The organism is Phytobacter cepae, assembly GCF_054165735.1.
In genome coordinates this window covers 3,160,610-3,176,719 of sequence record NZ_CM135107.1, presented here as the reverse complement: position 1 = coordinate 3,176,719, position 16,110 = coordinate 3,160,610, and the positions used below count along the sequence as shown (strand labels likewise).

17 protein-coding genes are annotated in these 16,110 nt (G+C 52.3%); 7 read left to right on the top strand and 10 right to left on the bottom strand.

Going from position 1 to position 16,110, the window contains the following annotated elements:
- The first annotated feature begins 54 nt into the window (after positions 1 to 54).
- The 3 genes from ACUY4Q_RS14980 to ACUY4Q_RS14970 all read left to right on the top strand — a co-directional run bounded on the left by ACUY4Q_RS14980 (position 55) and on the right by ACUY4Q_RS14970 (position 2,626).
- Positions 55 to 366 (top strand): YmdA family protein, encoded by a 312-nt coding sequence (locus tag ACUY4Q_RS14980; protein ID WP_458043533.1) that lies wholly within the window; start codon positions 55 to 57, stop codon positions 364 to 366.
- Between the two features lie 104 nt (positions 367 to 470).
- Complete coding sequence (gene ymdB, locus ACUY4Q_RS14975; RefSeq protein WP_458043532.1) at positions 471 to 1,013, top strand: O-acetyl-ADP-ribose deacetylase; 543 nt, start codon at positions 471 to 473, stop codon at positions 1,011 to 1,013.
- Between the two features lie 161 nt (positions 1,014 to 1,174).
- Positions 1,175 to 2,626, top strand: coding sequence for a phospholipase D family protein (locus ACUY4Q_RS14970; RefSeq protein WP_458043531.1), 1,452 nt, complete (start codon positions 1,175 to 1,177; stop codon positions 2,624 to 2,626).
- Between the two features lie 23 nt (positions 2,627 to 2,649).
- On the opposite strand, the gene mdoC is transcribed toward ACUY4Q_RS14970, so the two are convergent.
- Complete coding sequence (gene mdoC / locus ACUY4Q_RS14965) at positions 2,650 to 3,798, bottom strand: glucans biosynthesis protein MdoC (RefSeq protein ID WP_458043530.1); 1,149 nt, start codon at positions 3,796 to 3,798, stop codon at positions 2,650 to 2,652.
- Positions 3,799 to 4,073: 275 nt separating this feature from the next.
- Between mdoC and mdoG the strand changes: the two genes are divergently transcribed.
- The 3 genes from mdoG to ACUY4Q_RS14950 all read left to right on the top strand — a co-directional run bounded on the left by mdoG (position 4,074) and on the right by ACUY4Q_RS14950 (position 8,423).
- Entirely contained in the window at positions 4,074 to 5,609 is a 1,536-nt protein-coding gene (gene mdoG / locus ACUY4Q_RS14960) for a glucans biosynthesis protein MdoG (RefSeq protein WP_458047354.1), read from the top strand.
- Positions 5,602 to 8,130, top strand: a complete 2,529-nt coding sequence (gene mdoH / locus ACUY4Q_RS14955) for a glucans biosynthesis glucosyltransferase MdoH (protein WP_458043529.1) — start codon at positions 5,602 to 5,604, stop codon at positions 8,128 to 8,130. Before mdoG ends, mdoH begins: the two co-directional genes overlap by 8 nt.
- Before the next feature lie 65 nt (positions 8,131 to 8,195).
- Positions 8,196 to 8,423: a YceK/YidQ family lipoprotein gene (locus ACUY4Q_RS14950; protein WP_458043528.1), complete on the top strand. Its 228-nt coding sequence runs from the start codon at positions 8,196 to 8,198 to the stop codon at positions 8,421 to 8,423.
- Here the strand turns inward: ACUY4Q_RS14950 and ACUY4Q_RS14945 are convergent, their stop codons facing one another.
- The 3 genes from ACUY4Q_RS14945 to ACUY4Q_RS14935 form a co-directional block, all read right to left on the bottom strand.
- Positions 8,424 to 8,798 carry a MysB family protein gene (locus tag ACUY4Q_RS14945; RefSeq protein ID WP_458043527.1) on the bottom strand — a complete coding sequence of 125 codons (375 nt, stop codon included), beginning with the start codon at positions 8,796 to 8,798 and terminating at the stop codon, positions 8,424 to 8,426. It abuts the gene before it with no gap.
- Between the two features lie 81 nt (positions 8,799 to 8,879).
- On the bottom strand, positions 8,880 to 10,139 hold the full coding sequence (gene mdtG / locus ACUY4Q_RS14940) for a multidrug efflux MFS transporter MdtG (protein WP_458043526.1): 1,260 nt from the start codon (positions 10,137 to 10,139) through the stop codon (positions 8,880 to 8,882).
- A 146-nt stretch (positions 10,140 to 10,285) separates the two neighbouring features.
- Positions 10,286 to 11,206, bottom strand: coding sequence for a Kdo(2)-lipid IV(A) acyltransferase (locus ACUY4Q_RS14935; RefSeq protein ID WP_458043525.1), 921 nt, complete (start codon positions 11,204 to 11,206; stop codon positions 10,286 to 10,288).
- 214 nt (positions 11,207 to 11,420) lie between these two features.
- Here ACUY4Q_RS14935 and trhO point away from each other — a divergent pair, with 214 nt between their 5' ends.
- A complete protein-coding gene (gene trhO, locus ACUY4Q_RS14930; protein WP_458043524.1) occupies positions 11,421 to 12,470 on the top strand; it encodes an oxygen-dependent tRNA uridine(34) hydroxylase TrhO in 1,050 nt (349 codons plus the stop codon).
- A 36-nt stretch (positions 12,471 to 12,506) separates the two neighbouring features.
- Here the strand turns inward: trhO and ACUY4Q_RS14925 are convergent, their stop codons facing one another.
- The 6 genes from ACUY4Q_RS14925 to dinI form a co-directional block, all read right to left on the bottom strand.
- Positions 12,507 to 13,082: a YceI family protein gene (locus ACUY4Q_RS14925; protein ID WP_458043523.1), complete on the bottom strand. Its 576-nt coding sequence runs from the start codon at positions 13,080 to 13,082 to the stop codon at positions 12,507 to 12,509.
- A 1-nt stretch (position 13,083) separates the two neighbouring features.
- Positions 13,084 to 13,650 carry a cytochrome b gene (locus ACUY4Q_RS14920; RefSeq protein WP_458043522.1) on the bottom strand — a complete coding sequence of 189 codons (567 nt, stop codon included), beginning with the start codon at positions 13,648 to 13,650 and terminating at the stop codon, positions 13,084 to 13,086.
- 268 nt (positions 13,651 to 13,918) lie between these two features.
- Positions 13,919 to 14,035 carry a YceO family protein gene (locus ACUY4Q_RS14915; RefSeq protein ID WP_458047353.1) on the bottom strand — a complete coding sequence of 39 codons (117 nt, stop codon included), beginning with the start codon at positions 14,033 to 14,035 and terminating at the stop codon, positions 13,919 to 13,921.
- A 51-nt stretch (positions 14,036 to 14,086) separates the two neighbouring features.
- Positions 14,087 to 15,205 (bottom strand): N-methyl-L-tryptophan oxidase, encoded by a 1,119-nt coding sequence (solA, locus tag ACUY4Q_RS14910; protein WP_458043521.1) that lies wholly within the window; start codon positions 15,203 to 15,205, stop codon positions 14,087 to 14,089.
- 115 nt (positions 15,206 to 15,320) lie between these two features.
- Entirely contained in the window at positions 15,321 to 15,575 is a 255-nt protein-coding gene (gene bssS / locus ACUY4Q_RS14905) for a biofilm formation regulator BssS (RefSeq protein ID WP_437430544.1), read from the bottom strand.
- 270 nt (positions 15,576 to 15,845) lie between these two features.
- Complete coding sequence (gene dinI, locus ACUY4Q_RS14900; protein ID WP_458043520.1) at positions 15,846 to 16,091, bottom strand: DNA damage-inducible protein I; 246 nt, start codon at positions 16,089 to 16,091, stop codon at positions 15,846 to 15,848.
- Between the last annotated feature and the right edge of the window lie 19 nt (positions 16,092 to 16,110).

Sequence of the window (16,110 nt, the reverse complement as noted above, 5' to 3'; positions counted from 1 at the left end):
TCGGGAGAAAGACTGACCGTCTTACCTCCCTAACAACATATTCCTGAGGTCAATATGTCAGCTTCACGAAAACGTTTTATCTCCAGTATGTTGCTACTGGTCGGGAGTATCAGTAGTGTTGCCGGAGCGGCAACGGGGGGAGTTATTCATTTCGAAGGAATGATTGTTGAATCACCTTGTGAAGTAAACGTTAAAGCACGCAATGTGCAAATGGCCTGTGACAGGGATGGGCAAGTAAAAACACGCACGATTTCGTTTAATCAACTGTCGCAGGCACCGCAGGGCGTGCAGAACGTAGCGACAATGAAAATGAATTACATCAATCCGGAACGGACGCTCGCTATTCTCGATATCGTTTACAACTGATCTTTGCCGGGCGGTGTGCGCATCGGGCACCGCTTCATTTTTCATACTCCCGCCTCTTGCCTGCGATACACTGTTTAAAGATAAGTTTGAAAAGAGGTATCAATATGCAACCACGATTACAGGTTTGGCAGGGGGACATCACCACGCTGCAGGTTGATGTCATAGTGAATGCCGCGAATACATCTTTACTGGGTGGCGGCGGTGTGGACGGCGCAATCCACCGTGCGGCAGGTCCTGCACTATTGGAAGCCTGTAAAAAAGTACGGCAGCAGCAGGGGGAGTGTTCTCCAGGACATGCTGTCATTACCACCGCAGGCGATTTACCCATTAAAGCCGTGATCCATGCCGTGGGGCCCGTGTGGCGTGGCGGCGACGATCACGAAGCGCGGGTGCTGGAAGACGCTTACCGCAACAGCCTTAAACTTGCAGAAGCGAATGGTTATGAAACCATTGCTTTTCCTGCGATAAGTACGGGCATTTATGGTTATCCCAAGCCTGCCGCTGCCGAGATCGCTGTCAATAGCGTGTGGGGTTATCTGGCAACCCACTCCCACATCAAACAGGCGATTTTCGTCTGCTTTGATGACGAAAATACAGCGCTGTATCAGCGTCTGCTAATGCAACATGGTTTTTTGCCTGAGGCGTGATGCTAAAACGTCGCCTGTGGGCATCTCCTCAGGCGATGCGTTGTCCCTGGTTTGCTTTCTCGTCGCCTGCGATGACTGTTTCGGATTAACACACCAACCTAACGGTGGAAGGGCAGATATACTTTGCTCTTATGAGACGAAACATACCCGGAAACGCTCCCTTGCTTCCTGAAACCACCCCTGCCCAGCCTGACACCCGGCTGGGGCGAGCTGTCATACCCCTTTGCGCAAAACACGAAGGGTTATGTGGTCTGGTCGCGCTGGACGACAGCATGGATGCCTTTGTGGCTCGTCATCGCCTGGCGGAGATGGCGCAGTCCAGACTGGATGTGCAGTATTACATTTGGGATGACGACATGTCCGGGCGCCTGCTGTTTCTGGCCCTGCTGGCGGCGGCGGACAGGGGGGTAACGGTGCGCATTCTGCTCGACGATAACAACACCTCTGGCATGGATGATGCGCTGCGCCAGCTTAATGCACACCCGCGCATTGAGGTTCGTCTTTTCAATCCTTTCTCATTTCGCACCCTCAGAGCGCTGGGGTATCTCACCGACTTTGCCCGGCTCAATCGGCGGATGCATAACAAGGGCTTTACGGCTGACGGCGTGGTCACCATTGTCGGCGGGCGCAACATTGGTGATGCCTATTTTGGCGTAGGCGAAGAGCCGCTTTTTACCGATTTAGATGTGATGGCCATTGGCCCGGTGGTTTCAGACGTTGAACGGGATTTCGAGCGTTACTGGCGTTCAGCCTGCGTCTCGCCGTTACAGCATGTGCTGGATATTGAGACAGAGGCTATCGGCGAGCAAATTCGCATGCCAGATGCATGGTATCAGGATCCTACCGCGGCCCGTTATCTTCGCACTCTGGAGAAGACACATTTTGCCAGCCAGCTGGAACAGGGGGAGTTGCCGCTGATTTGGGCGAAAACGCGCCTGCTCAGTGACGATCCGCGAAAAGGCGAGGGCAAAGCCCATCTGCGCACGCTGTTACCGCAACGTTTGCTCAATGTTATGGGCAAGCCGGAAAGACAAATCGATATCATCTCCGCCTATTTTGTACCGGGCCGAGCCGGCGTGGCGCAGCTTTTACAAATGGTCCGTAAAGGCGTCCGCGTCGCTATTCTGACGAACTCACTGGCCGCGAATGATGTTAGCGTGGTACATGCGGGGTATGCGCGCTGGCGTAAGAAATTATTGCGTCATGGGATTGAGCTTTATGAACTCAAGCCGACCCATGATGGTCCACACCCGCTGCACGACCGCGGTATTACAGGCAACTCTGGCTCCAGCCTGCACGCCAAAACCTTCAGTGTTGATGGCAAGAAAGTCTTTATTGGTTCCTTCAATTTCGATCCGCGTTCGGCGATGCTTAATACCGAAATGGGGTTTGTCATTGAGAGCGAGACGCTGGCACAGCAAATTCACCATCGATTTATTCGTAGCCAAAAAGCGGCCGCCTGGCAGTTACGGCTCGATAAGTGGGGCAGGATTAACTGGCTGGAAGAGCGAGAGGGTAAAGAGGTTCTTCTGACTAAGGAGCCGCAAACCCGTTTCTGGCAGCGCGTACTGGTAAAACTGGCGTACTGGCTGCCGGTGGAGTGGCTGCTCTGAGGAAATGAGCAGCCCTCATGGCGTTAGCGTGCTGCTGTCGGTGCATGACTCTCTTTACGCTGCGGTTTACCGGAGAACAGGAATTTGAGTACCGGAATACGTAAGTGGGCTTCATAAAGCAGCAACGCGCAGCCGTTCACGAACACCAGCCCGGTTAAAAATCCCAGCAGATTGGAATGAATCATTGGCGTTATCCAGGCACCAAAGAACAGCGTCAGCGGATGGTGCACAAGATAGATAAACAACGAAGCATTCACGAAATAGCTCACGCGAGCCGACTGGAAATTGAGCAGACGGTAGCCCAGTGAGAAGACCACATTCACCATCCACACCCCTAAAAGCATGGTAATCACTGACTCCGTTTCGTACATCCAGGCGTCGCCGCTGCCGTATTTTTGATTCAGCAGGTAGGCGGCAAACGCCACTATCGAGCCTAAAATGCAGGCAGGGGAGGGCGTGAGGAACAGTGATTTCAGCCGTGGATTGATAAAGGCCAGTGCCCCGAGCAGGAAGAAGGGGATGTAGAACAGCGATTGCATAACGGTAAAGTTAAACAGGCCGTCTCGCAAAATATCGGGATAGACCATAAAAATCAGTCGACGCAGTGCGGCATAAAGCACGCCAAAAATCAAAAAGGCAACCGAGATTTTTGCCCAGTTAATGTCATTCAGGAAGCGGTCGGCGTTATTTTTTATCTTTCTGAATAGCCACATACTGATTGTAGTCAGGACCACCAGCACCAGCAGGAACCACAAATGTGAGATCAGCTCCCACACAAGCGTATTGAATTTGTCATACGTTGACAGAGTGTGCCAGGTGTCAGTGCGCGCATTGACATACTGCAGCATAAGGAATTGCGGTAGCGTCAAAAGCGGAATAGCGGTGAGCATAGGGATCCCGACGCGTTCTACACGCACAGTCCACCAGCGCTTGACGGGATAACGCAGATAAAGCATGTAAGAGAAGTAACCCGAGATGACGAAAAATACCTGCATGCGAAAAGCATGAATCGCATCATTAAACAGCGTTAACCACCAGGAAGGATGGGCACTGTTAACATGCCACATATGGCTGGAGTAAATGAGTGAAATGTGAAAGGGGATCCCCAGCAACATGAGCCATGCGCGGATGGAATCAAGAAAATATTCACGTTGTACAGGTACATTGCTCACATATAACTCCATTGATTCTCAGACTTTTCGTCTTATCCATAAGACAAATAATGATTACATTCGCAAGTAACCCTACACTATGTCCCGCAGACAGTCTCCAGGATAAGCACCTAAATCCCTAAAGGGTTAGTTTTAATTGTTTATTGACTGAGCCGGCATAGAGAACAAAGAGGGGATTCAGTTGTCGGATTGCTTGTATTTCCATTAAAATGGATCGGATCGATTTAAGCACACAAAGGGGGAAGTGCTTAGTTATTATGAAACCTAAATTACGAATGATGAAAATGCGTTGGCTGGGTGCCGCGGTTCTGCTGTCTCTTTATACGTCATCAGGCTGGGCTTTTTCTATTGACGATGTCGCAAAACAGGCACAATCCCTGGCAGGCAAAGGCTATGAAGCGCCTAAGAGCAACCTGCCTTCCGCGTTCCGTGATATGAAATACGCGGATTATCAACAAATTCAGTTCAACCACGATAAGGCCTGGTGGAACGCCACAAAAACCCCATTCAAGCTTGAATTTTATCATCAGGGCATGTACTTCGACACGCCAGTGACCCTCAACGAAGTGACCGCCACTGCTGTTCGCAAAATTAAATACAATCCGGATTATTTCAACTTTGGTAACGTGCAGCACGACAAAGACACGGTGAAAGATCTTGGATACGCCGGTTTCAAAGTCCTTTACCCCATTAATAATAAAGATAAAAACGACGAAATCGTCAGCATGCTGGGTGCCAGCTACTTCCGCGTGATTGGTGCCGGTCAGGTTTACGGCCTCTCTGCACGTGGTCTGGCTATCGATACCGCACTGCCGTCCGGCGAAGAGTTCCCGCACTTTAAAGAGTTCTGGATTGAACGTCCGAAGCCGACCGACAAGCGCCTGACGATTTACGCACTGCTGGACTCGCCACGTGCGACTGGCGCTTACCGTTTTGTGATCATTCCTGGTCGCGATACGGTTATCGACGTGCAGTCGAAAGTCTATTTGCGTGACAAAGTCGGCAAGCTTGGCGTTGCGCCTCTGACCAGTATGTTCCTGTTTGGCCCTTCTCAGCCGTCACCGGCCACCAACTACCGCCCTGAATTGCATGACTCTAACGGTCTGTCGATGCATGCCGGTAACGGAGAGTGGATCTGGCGTCCGCTGAATAACCCGAAACATCTCGCCGTTAGCAGCTACGCAATGGAAAACCCGCAGGGCTTTGGCTTGCTCCAGCGTGGCCGTGAGTTCTCTCGCTTTGAGGATATTGACGATCGTTATGATCTGCGACCGAGCGCCTGGGTGACTCCGCAAGGCGAGTGGGGCAAAGGTAAAATCGAGTTGGTAGAAATCCCGACGAACGATGAAACTAACGATAACATCGTGGCGTACTGGACACCGGATCAGCTGCCGGAAGCCGGTAAAGAGATGAACTTCAAGTACACCATCACCTTTAGCCGTGACGAAGATAAGCTGCACGCGCCGGACAACGCCTGGGTTACGCAGACCCGTCGTTCTACGGGCGATGTGAAGCAGTCGAACCTTATCCGTCAACCGGATGGCACCCTCGCTTTCGTGGTCGACTTTACGGGTCAGGACATGAAACAGCTGCCGCAGGATACCCCGGTCACCGCCCAGGCGAGCATTGGTGACAACGGCGAAATTGTGGAAAACAGCGTTCGCTATAATCCTGTGACGCAAGGTTGGCGTTTGATGCTGCGCGTTAAGGTGAAAGATCCGAAGAAAACCACGGATATGCGTGCCGCGCTCGTCAATGCCGATCAGACCCTGAGTGAAACCTGGAGCTATCAGCTACCTGCCAATGAATAAGATAACTGAGTATATCGACGCGCTGCCGCTATCCACGACGGAGAAGGCAGTGTTGCCGACAGACAGTCTGGCTGACGTGCATAACGCGCTGAATGGTGGACGTTCAGCGTGGGCGCGCGAAGACGACACGCCGCTGGGTTCCGTGAAAGCGCGTCTTGAACACAGCTGGCCGGATTCGCTTGCTGAAGGTCAGTTGATCAAAGATGATGAAGGCCGCGATCAGCTACAGGCCATGCCGAAGGCTACGCGCTCTTCCATGTTCCCCGATCCCTGGCGTACCAATCCCATTGGTCGCTTCTGGGACAGATTGCGTGGTCGCAATGTGCAGCCACGTTATATGTCGCGCTTGACCAAAGATCAGCAGGCCAGTGAGCAGAAGTGGCGTATGGTCGGTTCGATCCGCCGCTATATTTTGCTGCTCCTGACGTTGGCACAAACCGTTGTCGCAACCTGGTACATGAAGACCATCCTCCCTTACCAGGGGTGGGCACTGATTAATCCAACCGATATGGCGGGGCAGGATCTTTGGGTCTCCTTTATGCAACTCCTGCCTTATGTGTTGCAAACGGGCATTCTCATTCTGTTTGCGATTCTGTTTTGTTGGGTGTCTGCCGGGTTCTGGACCGCGTTGATGGGCTTCCTGCAGCTACTGATTGGGCGAGATAAGTACAGTATCTCTGCCTCAACGGTGGGTGACGAGCCGCTCAACCCTGAGCACCGTACTGCGCTGATCATGCCTATCTGTAACGAAGACGTGGATCGTGTCTTCGCCGGGCTGCGGGCGACCTGGGAATCGGTCAAAGCCACTGGAAACGGAGCGCACTTTGACGTTTACATTCTCAGTGACAGCTACAACCCGGATATCTGCGTTGCGGAACAGAAAGCGTGGATGGAGCTGATTGCCGAGGTGCAAGGTGAAGGACAGATCTTCTATCGTCGCCGTCGCCGCCGCGTAAAACGCAAAAGCGGTAACATTGATGACTTCTGCCGTCGCTGGGGTAACCAGTACAGCTATATGGTGGTTCTGGATGCTGACTCCGTGATGACAGGCGAGTGTCTCTCAGGGCTGGTGCGTCTGATGGAAGCCAACCCGAACGCCGGTATCATCCAGTCTTCGCCAAAAGCCTCCGGCATGGACACGCTGTATGCGCGTTGCCAGCAGTTCGCGACCCGTGTTTACGGTCCACTCTTTACTGCCGGGCTCCATTTCTGGCAGTTGGGGGAATCCCACTACTGGGGCCATAACGCGATTATCCGTGTTCAGCCCTTTATTGAGCACTGCGCGTTAGCGCCGCTGCCGGGTGAAGGGTCGTTCGCTGGTTCAATCCTCTCGCACGACTTTGTCGAAGCGGCCTTGATGCGCCGTGCGGGTTGGGGCGTGTGGATTGCTTACGATCTGCCAGGCTCTTATGAAGAACTGCCGCCAAACTTGCTGGATGAACTGAAACGCGACCGTCGCTGGTGTCACGGTAACCTGATGAACTTCCGTCTGTTCCTGGTTAAAGGGATGCATCCGGTTCACCGCGCCGTCTTCCTGACAGGGGTCATGTCGTATCTGTCAGCGCCGCTGTGGTTTATGTTCCTGGTCCTGTCGACGGCGCTGCAGGTCGTGCATGCGCTTACTGAACCGCAGTACTTCCTGCAACCGCGCCAGCTCTTCCCGGTGTGGCCACAGTGGCGTCCGGAACTGGCCATTGCGCTCTTTGCCTCGACGATGGTGCTGCTGTTCCTGCCGAAACTGCTGAGTATTATCCTGGTCTGGTGTAAAGGGCCCAAAGAGTACGGCGGTTTCTTCCGGGTAACGGCTTCTCTGTTGCTTGAAGTGCTGTTCTCTGTACTGCTGGCGCCGGTCCGTATGCTGTTCCACACCGTATTCGTGGTCAGTGCGTTCCTGGGTTGGGAGGTGGTCTGGAATTCGCCGCAGCGTGATGATGACTCCACGCCATGGGGAGAAGCCTTTATGCGCCACGGCTCGCAGCTATTGCTGGGGCTGGTCTGGGCGGTTGGGATGGCCTGGCTGGACTTACGTTTCCTGTTCTGGCTGGCGCCGATTGTCTTCTCGCTTATCCTCTCGCCGTTCGTGTCGGTCATCTCCAGCCGCTCGACGATGGGGATGCGTACCAAGCGCTGGAAACTGTTCCTGATCCCGGAAGAGTATTCTCCGCCACAGGTCCTGGTCGATACCGACAGGTATCTGGAGCTGAACCGTAGCCGTTCTCTGGAGCAGGGCTTCATGCACGCGGTGTTCAATCCGTCGTTTAATGCGCTGGCAACCGCCATGGCAACGGCGCGCCACCGTGCAAGTGATATCCTGGAAATCGCCCGCGATCGACATGTTGAACAGGCGCTCAATGAGACACCTGACAAACTGAATCGCGATCGTCGACTGGTATTGCTTAGCGACCCTGTTACGCTGTCGCGCCTGCATTATCGCGTCTGGGCAGCACCGGAGAAGTATCTTTCCTGGGTGAATTACTATCAGGATTTGAAACTCAATCCGCAGGCACTCAAGGCGAAGTAAGCCGCCATAATGGAAAATACCGGCCAGTGTGCCGGTATTTTTTTATCACGAAAAGTGAGGTCTTAGTGAGAATACTTGTTGTGGCACTGGTAGCGTGCCTGCTTAGCGGATGCGGCAGTATTATCAGCCGGACGATTCCAGGCCAGGGGCACGGTAATCAGTACTACCCTGGCGTAAAATGGGATGTCCGTGATTCTGCGTGGCGCTACGTGACGGTGCTGGATTTGCCCTTCTCGCTGGTGTTCGACACGCTACTGTTACCCATTGATGCCAATCATGGGCCCTACGAGTAATTAGCGCTCGTCCCACTCGTCAGCGGCGGCGCGGCCTTCTTCGGTGTCGAGGGGCGGCTCAAGTTGAAATTCACCTTCGTCCCACTCGTGCAGCGTATTCTCTTCCAGCCACTCCTGACGTATCTCGATTTCATCGAAATTGTCGTCAAACACGCTCTGCGCTGCTTCACCACTCAACATAGGCAGGCATTCACCGTCATCCCCTTCATCGGCGAAGAATTCAGCCTGCCACATGATGTCGCCATCCTGCAGTACGTATTTCTGAATATTGAACTGCTGTACGTTTGCCTCTTCTTCGCTAACTCCTGGATTGTTAGCCAGAAATTCTTCGCGCGCGGCATCAATGGCTTCTTCAAGCGTGGCGTACATGGTCATAGGTTTCTCCCTGTAATTTGACGAAGTGTTCAGGGAAAGAATAGTTGATTATGGGATTTTGCAAATCAGCAGGGTAAAAAATCAGTCATCAGTGTTAAGTGACCGCTGCGGATTAACCGCGGAGGCAGTGACAGCCACCCGCGCGGGTTTATTTTGCCAGCTCAGCCACGAATAAATGGCGTTGAAGAGAACCACCCCGGCGGTGACCAGAAAGACGGTACGAAAACCGTAGCTGGCGGAGACGGCCGCGCCCAGTAAAGGGCCGGTGACGTTACCTATATCGCGGAAAGACTGGTTATAACTGAATATACGGCCAGCGACCTGGTTGGTGGAGTTATACACCAGCAGCGTTTGCACTGCCGGCAGCAGTGCGCCGTCCGCAGCACCCAGCAAAAAGCGCAGTAAGCCGAGCTGCCAGGGCGCCTGAACCCAGGCCATGGGTATCAGCAGCAGGACAGAGATAACCAGTGCAACAACCAGAATTTTCTCGGGGCCGATTCGATCGCCAAGCCGGCCCAGCCGCGGTGCGCTCATTAACGCTGCGACACCCGGCACCGAGGCGATCATGCCGCTGATAAAGGCAATATTGCCGACATTGCCCGCCAGCTCGCGAACATACAGCGTGAGGATGGGCGCAATGGAACCGGTGGCGACCTGGATAATCATGGTGGTAATAAACAGACCCAGTACCAGACGCGGATTTTTCAGCGAGGCAAAAACCTCCCTGGCGTGGAGCATCTCTTTCTTTGGCACCGGGACAAAATTTTCTCTGATACAGACCAGCGTCAGTAAAAAGCAGAGGAACAGGACAATAGCGGTAATGAAAAAGACCATCCGTAAGCCGTAGGTATCGGCAAGCAGTCCGCCTGCAAGAGGGCCAAGCAGCGCCCCTGCCACGCCGCCCGTTGACAGCGTACCCATGGCCCAGCCACTGCGATTACGCGGCATCTGGGTAGCAATCAAGGCGTTCGCATTGGGAATAAATCCCCCCAGCAGACCGAGCAGGGCTCGCAGAACCAGCAACTGCCAGATGTTTTGCGCAAAGCCCATCAATGCCATCACGCAAGCCATGCCCAGCGCTGAGCGTAAGAGCATAATTTTACGCCCTTTACGGTCGGCAAGCCCACCCCAGAAGGGCGAAGCCATCGCGGAAAACAAAAACGTAATGCTGAAGACCAGGCCAGACCACATGTTGAGGGCGCCATGGCCGGTTACGCCGAGTTGTTCGACGTAGAGGGGCAGAAAAGGCATCACCAGGCTAAAGGCAGCACCGGTTAAGAAACAGCCTATCCAGGCAACGGTGAGATTACGTTTCCAGTTTATGGGAGCAGAAGATGACATGACGTTTCGCATTAAGCGCCCGAGCGCGAATTATTGGCAATTGGAATTGATAAGCAGGCTAATTATGCGCCAGCGTGATGATCCCTGCAACGTATATGGGTTTTAAACATGGACAAAAAGGGCGATCCTTTGGGATCGCCCGTAAATTAATAGCGAGAAGGGACGCCCTCAGGGCGCGTTTTGAAGCGACGGTGCATCCACATATACTGTTCGGGCGCCATCAGGATGCAGCGCTCAATCACCTTATTCATCCATGCCGCCGTCTCTTCCGCGCTGTCCAGCGGCGGAGACGTTTCGCCTTCGAGCATGATCAGTTCGTAACCTTTACCGTCAGGCTTACGTCGTGGCACAAAAGGGACCAGGCACGCTTTAGACATACGTGCCAGCATCCAGGTACCGGTTGTAGTGGCGGCCTGCTCAACAGCAAAGAGAGGGACAAAGGCGCTGGCGCGAGGGCCATAATCATGGTCGGGTGCATACCAGACGACATCGCCATTTTTTAACGCCCGTACCATGCCTTTCAGATCTTTGCGATCGATCATGGTTTTATTGGAGCGTAAACGTCCCCAAGTCTGCAACCAGTCGAGAACGGGGTTATCGTTAGGACGGTAGACGCCAATGCCGGGGATGTTCATACCGAATACGCGCGCGCCTAACTCCAGCGTCAGAAAATGGATACCAATGAGCAAAATGCCTTTGCCCTGCTGAAAGTGCATCCGCGTATTGTCCATACCGGTCACCTCCACCCAACGCTGTATCCTTTTGTCTGACCAGAACCAGGCCATGCCGGTTTCCATTACGCCCATGCCGACTGACTCGAAGTTCTTATCAACCATCTGCTGGCGTTCAGCATCGCTCATCTGCGGAAAGCAGAGTTCGAGATTGCGCTGCGCAATGTGAACGCGGCGCTTCATCACCTTTTGTCCCAGATGGCCCAGCGCACAACCCAGGCGGTAAATAACCGGGTAGGGGAGTTGAACGACTAACCATAACAACCCAATACCAGCCCAGAGAAACCAAAAACGTGGGTGCAGTAATGAAGCGGAAAATTTGGGTAAATGCGTCATGTCTATCCTGTATTACGTAACTATTCCCTAAAGTGTCGCATTTTTTGGTCCTTAACCAAAATAAACGACGCATTGCTCTCTCTTTGAACTATTTATATCCCTGATAAGTGCGATGCTAAAATGTAGCGCAAATTGTGTGGATGTAAATTGTCAGTAATTGCTTTATGATGCGCCGGTTTTTTATTCACTACTGTTTCGCAGGAAAACGTACACCATGCCAGTGTTACACAACCGCATCTCTAACGATGAACTCAAAGCCCGCATGCTTGCAGAAACGGAGCCACGTACCACGGTCTCTTTCTACAAGTACTTCACCATTGTGAACCCGCAAAGCACCCGCGATGCACTCTACCAGGCATTCACCAAACTGAATGTCTTTGGACGCGTGTATTTAGCACACGAAGGTATCAATGCGCAAATCAGCGTACCTGAAAGCCAGTTGTCCGCTCTGCGTGACTGTTTAGATGCCTTCGATCCTGCCTTAAGGGGTTTACGACTTAACATCGCGATTGACGATGATGGTAAATCATTCTGGGTACTGCGCATGAAAGTGCGCGATCGTATCGTGGCCGATGGTATTAAGGATGAAACCTTTGACGCCAGCAATGTTGGTGATTATCTGCAGGCCGCAGACGTCAATGCGATGCTGGATGATCCCGATGCCGTGTTTATCGACATGCGTAACCACTATGAATATGAAGTGGGCCACTTCGAAGGCGCGCTGGAAATTCCTGCGGACACCTTCCGCGAGCAATTGCCGAAAGCCGTCGAAATGATGCAGGAGCATAAAGACAAAAACATTGTCATGTACTGCACCGGGGGTATTCGCTGCGAGAAGGCCAGCGCATGGATGAAGCACAACGGTTTTAACAAAGTCTCGCACATTGAGGGCGGTATTATTGAGTATGCTCGCCGCGCCCGCGAACAGGGCCTGCCGGTGAGGTTTGTGGGCAAAAACTTTGTCTTCGACGAGCGTATGGGTGAGCGTATTTCCGATGATGTTATCGCGCACTGTCACCAGTGTGGTGCATCCTGTGACAGTCATACCAACTGCCGTAACGATGGCTGTCATCTGCTGTTTATTCAATGTCCGGCCTGCGCTGAAAAATATCACGGTTGCTGCAGTGAGCAGTGTTGTGAAGAGAGTCAGTTACCGGAAGATGAACAGCGTCGCCGCCGCGCCGGGCGGGAGAATGGCAATAAAATCTTTAATAAATCCCGGGGTCGCCTGAATACGAAACTGGGTATTCCTGACCTGGATTAAGTTTGAGAACTGGCCCGCAAGCGGGCCAGTTTGCACTTATTTTTGCTGTACGCCTTCAACCGAGATAATCAGTTCAACATCTTGTGATGCCGGGCCGAGATCGGTGGTGATACCAAAATCTTTAAGCTTGATCTTGCCACTGGCTTCAAAGCCCGCGCGTTTTCCACCCCATGGGTCGTCTCCCTGACCAATCAGTTTCGCGTCCAGGGTGACCGGTTTGGTCACGCCATTCAGCGTCAGATTGCCGGTAATATCCAGTCCATCTCCGTCTTTCTTCACTTCCGTTGAGGTAAATGTCGCCTGCGGGAATTTCGCCACATTCAGGAATTCGCCACTACGCAGATGTTTATCACGCTCAGCATGGTTGGTGTCCAGGCTATTGGTGTTAATGGTGACATTGACTTTGTCGGATGCCGGATTTGCTTCATCGAAGCTAAAGGTACCGTCGAAATCTTTGAAGGTACCGTACAGCCAGCTGTAACCGAGATGCTGGATACGGAAATTAACGAAGGCGTGTTGCCCCTCTTTATCAATTTTGTAGTCCGCAGCGACCGCGGAACCGGTGGTGAACAGTAATGCAGAGAGGGTCAATCCCAGCAGGCTTTTCTTCATTTTACGCTCCAGAGTCAGGCGACGATTTTCCCAGCATGCGCTTGAGTGTGTCGTCTTTATCGATGAAATGGTGTTTAAACGCGGCAAGGCCATGTAGCACCGACAGAATGACGACGCTCCAGGCCAACCAAAGATGAATATCGCCCGCGAGATCCGCCTGTGCCCCGGCGTCCGCAAGCGTCGCGGGAACCTCAAACAGACCAAAGACGCTGATGGGTTTTCCATCCGCCGTGGAAATCAGATAGCCGCTAAAAAGAATGCCGAACAGCAGCAAATAGAGGGCGATATGCGCAACGACGGCGCTGATACGGGTTAGCCGTGAGTAGCTTTTTAAGGCGCCTGGCGGCGGAGAGAGGCGACGCCAGACGAGGCGTATTACCAGCCCCAGCATAAGCAGAATGCCAATGCTCTTGTGTATTTCAGGTGCCTGATGGTACCAGCCATCATAATAACTGAGTGTGACCATCCACAGGCCCAGCGCAAACATACCGTATACCGTCAGGGCCACCAGCCAGTGCAGGGCAACAGAAATAGCGCCATAACGAGATGGAGAATTACGCAATTGCATTTTGCTAACCACGAGAAGAGTAATTGTTAATTCAAAATGGCGTGAGGGAATCAATAAATCAACTTAAAAATAACATTCAATGATAATATTTATCATTGGTCATTTTTTTTGAATTAGAATTGGAAGATATGTTCAGATGATTCGAGTGTATAGGGTGCTAATTGTCTCATAACGCATTGTTTATGGTGGTTTTCTGCGGGTTGACTTGTTCAAAAAATCTGTGTCTAAATTAACCTTCTTTAAAGTAGTGTCAGTAATTGTCAATATTTCATTCTGCCCAAATCACATATATTAAGTCAATTACCGCAATAACAGACCACAGGACGATATACACCATCAGGTGCTCTCGCACGTTATTTACCACAAACTGCAATAATCGACGCATCGCTTCTCCGGCCCCAGAAAAAATAAAGGCGACCATCAGGCCGCCTCGGGATTATCCAGCAAAACGCGCAAGCGAGAAGGGCGTCAAATCAAAATTACTGCGTTCACCCTGGGCAAACTGCGAAGCAATTTCGCCGAGCACGGGCGCAAATTTGAAGCCATGACCGCTCAGACCGGTGACCACCAACATGTCAGGCTGGCCTGGTACGGTGTCGATGATAAAATCCTCATCCGGGGAGTTGTCGTAAGTGCAGGCTGCGCCGTACAGGCAGCCGCCAACACCCGGTAAAAACTGGCGTAAAAAGCCAAAGCACTCCGAACCGTCCGAGGCAATCTTGCCAAAGGGCACGCGTTCGCTGGCATCGGTTATCAACTGCCCGCCGTTGTGCTTACCAATCTTGAGCTCATTCTCGTCAGCAGGAAATCCATAATATTGCGATCCGTCAGGCATTTCGCCGGTGAACGCCGGGAAGTTGTTTTTCTTACTGTAACGACCATCGGCCTGGAACCAGGCAAAGACTTTACGTACCGGCTGAATCGGCAGGCCTGGCACCAGTGTTGATACCCAGGTGCCAGCGCTTACCAATAATTTGCTGCCGCTGAAGGTGCCTTCCGGTGTCTCAACGGTAACGCCATCATCGACTGAGTGGATGGCCGTGACCGGGCAGTTAAACAGTTGCGCGCAACCTGCTTCCTGTGCCAGACGGATCCAGGTTTTGATGGCCAGTTCACTGCGCACAAAACCGGAGTCCGCTTCAAACAAGCCAATGTAATCATCCGGAACCGTAATTTCAGGCCAGCGTGCCATCAGTGAGGCGGCATCAAGTTTCTCGACCGCGAGGTTCCACTGTTGTGCGCTCTTTGCAACGTTGTTCAGAAATTCGGAGTGGGCGGGGCCAAGATTGATAACCCCGGAGCGCTCAAAAACCGGTTCGCCGCTTTCTGTCGCTAATTGATCCCAGAGTGCCTGTGCGCGAAGCACCAGCGGCACGTAGCGTTCACCTTCACCGTAAGCGTGGCGGATCAATCGTGTATCGCCGTGGTGGCTTCCTTCCTGATGAGGCGGTAAATGCGCATCGGTCATCAGCACCTTTAGCCCGGCGCGCGTCGCATAATAACCGGCAGCAGCCCCAACGGAACCGCTCCCGACGATAATCAGATCGTATTTCATGTTGTTCTCCAGCGAATGCGTAATCAGGAGGGTAAATAACCGGGAGGCGTTATACAAGGCGAGAAATAAATAAGGCACCCGGAGGGTGCCTTTGAGTGAATATTGCGCACTATCGCTAATGCCTGCGATACTCATTTTCCTGGTACTCGCCAGATTCTATTTTGGCGATGCCCGCTTCTAATATAGAGATGAACTGACGGGCAACATCAGTCGTTAACCACAACGTCTGCCCAACTTCAGCGTCCTCGGAAGCGGGTCTGTTTGGGGTCTGGTAATGCAAGCGCAGCATCAGTGCGTCATAGCTGTCCACTGTGCTGATATCCCATCCTACTAAGGGATGGGTCTGGATGACTTCATTATTCTTTTCCATCATAACCCCCGCATGGCGTGTTTAATGACAACGACTTCTGAGGTTCAATGCATGTTTTGTGAAGCCTTTTTAGTATACCTATATTTAACCTGTTAGATCGAATAAATAACACTCTGCAACATTATTTTCAGTAACGTGGATTTTTTTGAATGAAAAGGCGGGGAGTTAACCGTGATTTTTAAGCAGGATACGAAAACAGTAAGAATTTAGCGCAAAAAGAAAACAAAAAAAGCCGGGGCGACCCGGCAAACACAACACAATGAGAATCATTTAATCGCGAATGAACCAGTCATCCGCACTCTCCCAGGTTTCCTGCAAGATTTCACTGATACGATCTTTATCGTCTTTTGCGCCACCCAAAACGGAGAGATTATTAGCGGCGGCATAACGCACCGTAATGGTATTGTCGGTTTCGGGGAAATGGGTATTTAAACGGCGAGATAACTCCCCGGCTAAGGCATCGATAGCGCCTGGCGGAAGTGGTGATGTTTTAGCGATAGTGACTTCAATGCGCATGGCAGCCCCCTGTTGCGAT

Coding starts and splice junctions, on each gene's coding strand:
- ACUY4Q_RS14980 (WP_458043533.1), top strand. CDS start 55: ATGTCAGCTTCACGAAAACGTTTTATCTCCAGTATGTTGCTACTGGTC.
- ymdB (WP_458043532.1), top strand. CDS start 471: ATGCAACCACGATTACAGGTTTGGCAGGGGGACATCACCACGCTGCAG.
- mdoG (WP_458047354.1), top strand. CDS start 4,074: ATGATGAAAATGCGTTGGCTGGGTGCCGCGGTTCTGCTGTCTCTTTAT.
- mdoH (WP_458043529.1), top strand. CDS start 5,602: ATGAATAAGATAACTGAGTATATCGACGCGCTGCCGCTATCCACGACG.
- ACUY4Q_RS14945 (WP_458043527.1), bottom strand. CDS start 8,798: ATGACCATGTACGCCACGCTTGAAGAAGCCATTGATGCCGCGCGCGAA.
- mdtG (WP_458043526.1), bottom strand. CDS start 10,139: ATGTCATCTTCTGCTCCCATAAACTGGAAACGTAATCTCACCGTTGCC.
- ACUY4Q_RS14935 (WP_458043525.1), bottom strand. CDS start 11,206: ATGACGCATTTACCCAAATTTTCCGCTTCATTACTGCACCCACGTTTT.
- trhO (WP_458043524.1), top strand. CDS start 11,421: ATGCCAGTGTTACACAACCGCATCTCTAACGATGAACTCAAAGCCCGC.
- ACUY4Q_RS14925 (WP_458043523.1), bottom strand. CDS start 13,082: ATGAAGAAAAGCCTGCTGGGATTGACCCTCTCTGCATTACTGTTCACC.
- ACUY4Q_RS14920 (WP_458043522.1), bottom strand. CDS start 13,650: ATGCAATTGCGTAATTCTCCATCTCGTTATGGCGCTATTTCTGTTGCC.
- ACUY4Q_RS14915 (WP_458047353.1), bottom strand. CDS start 14,035: ATGCGTCGATTATTGCAGTTTGTGGTAAATAACGTGCGAGAGCACCTG.
- solA (WP_458043521.1), bottom strand. CDS start 15,205: ATGAAATACGATCTGATTATCGTCGGGAGCGGTTCCGTTGGGGCTGCT.
- bssS (WP_437430544.1), bottom strand. CDS start 15,575: ATGGAAAAGAATAATGAAGTCATCCAGACCCATCCCTTAGTAGGATGG.
- dinI (WP_458043520.1), bottom strand. CDS start 16,091: ATGCGCATTGAAGTCACTATCGCTAAAACATCACCACTTCCGCCAGGC.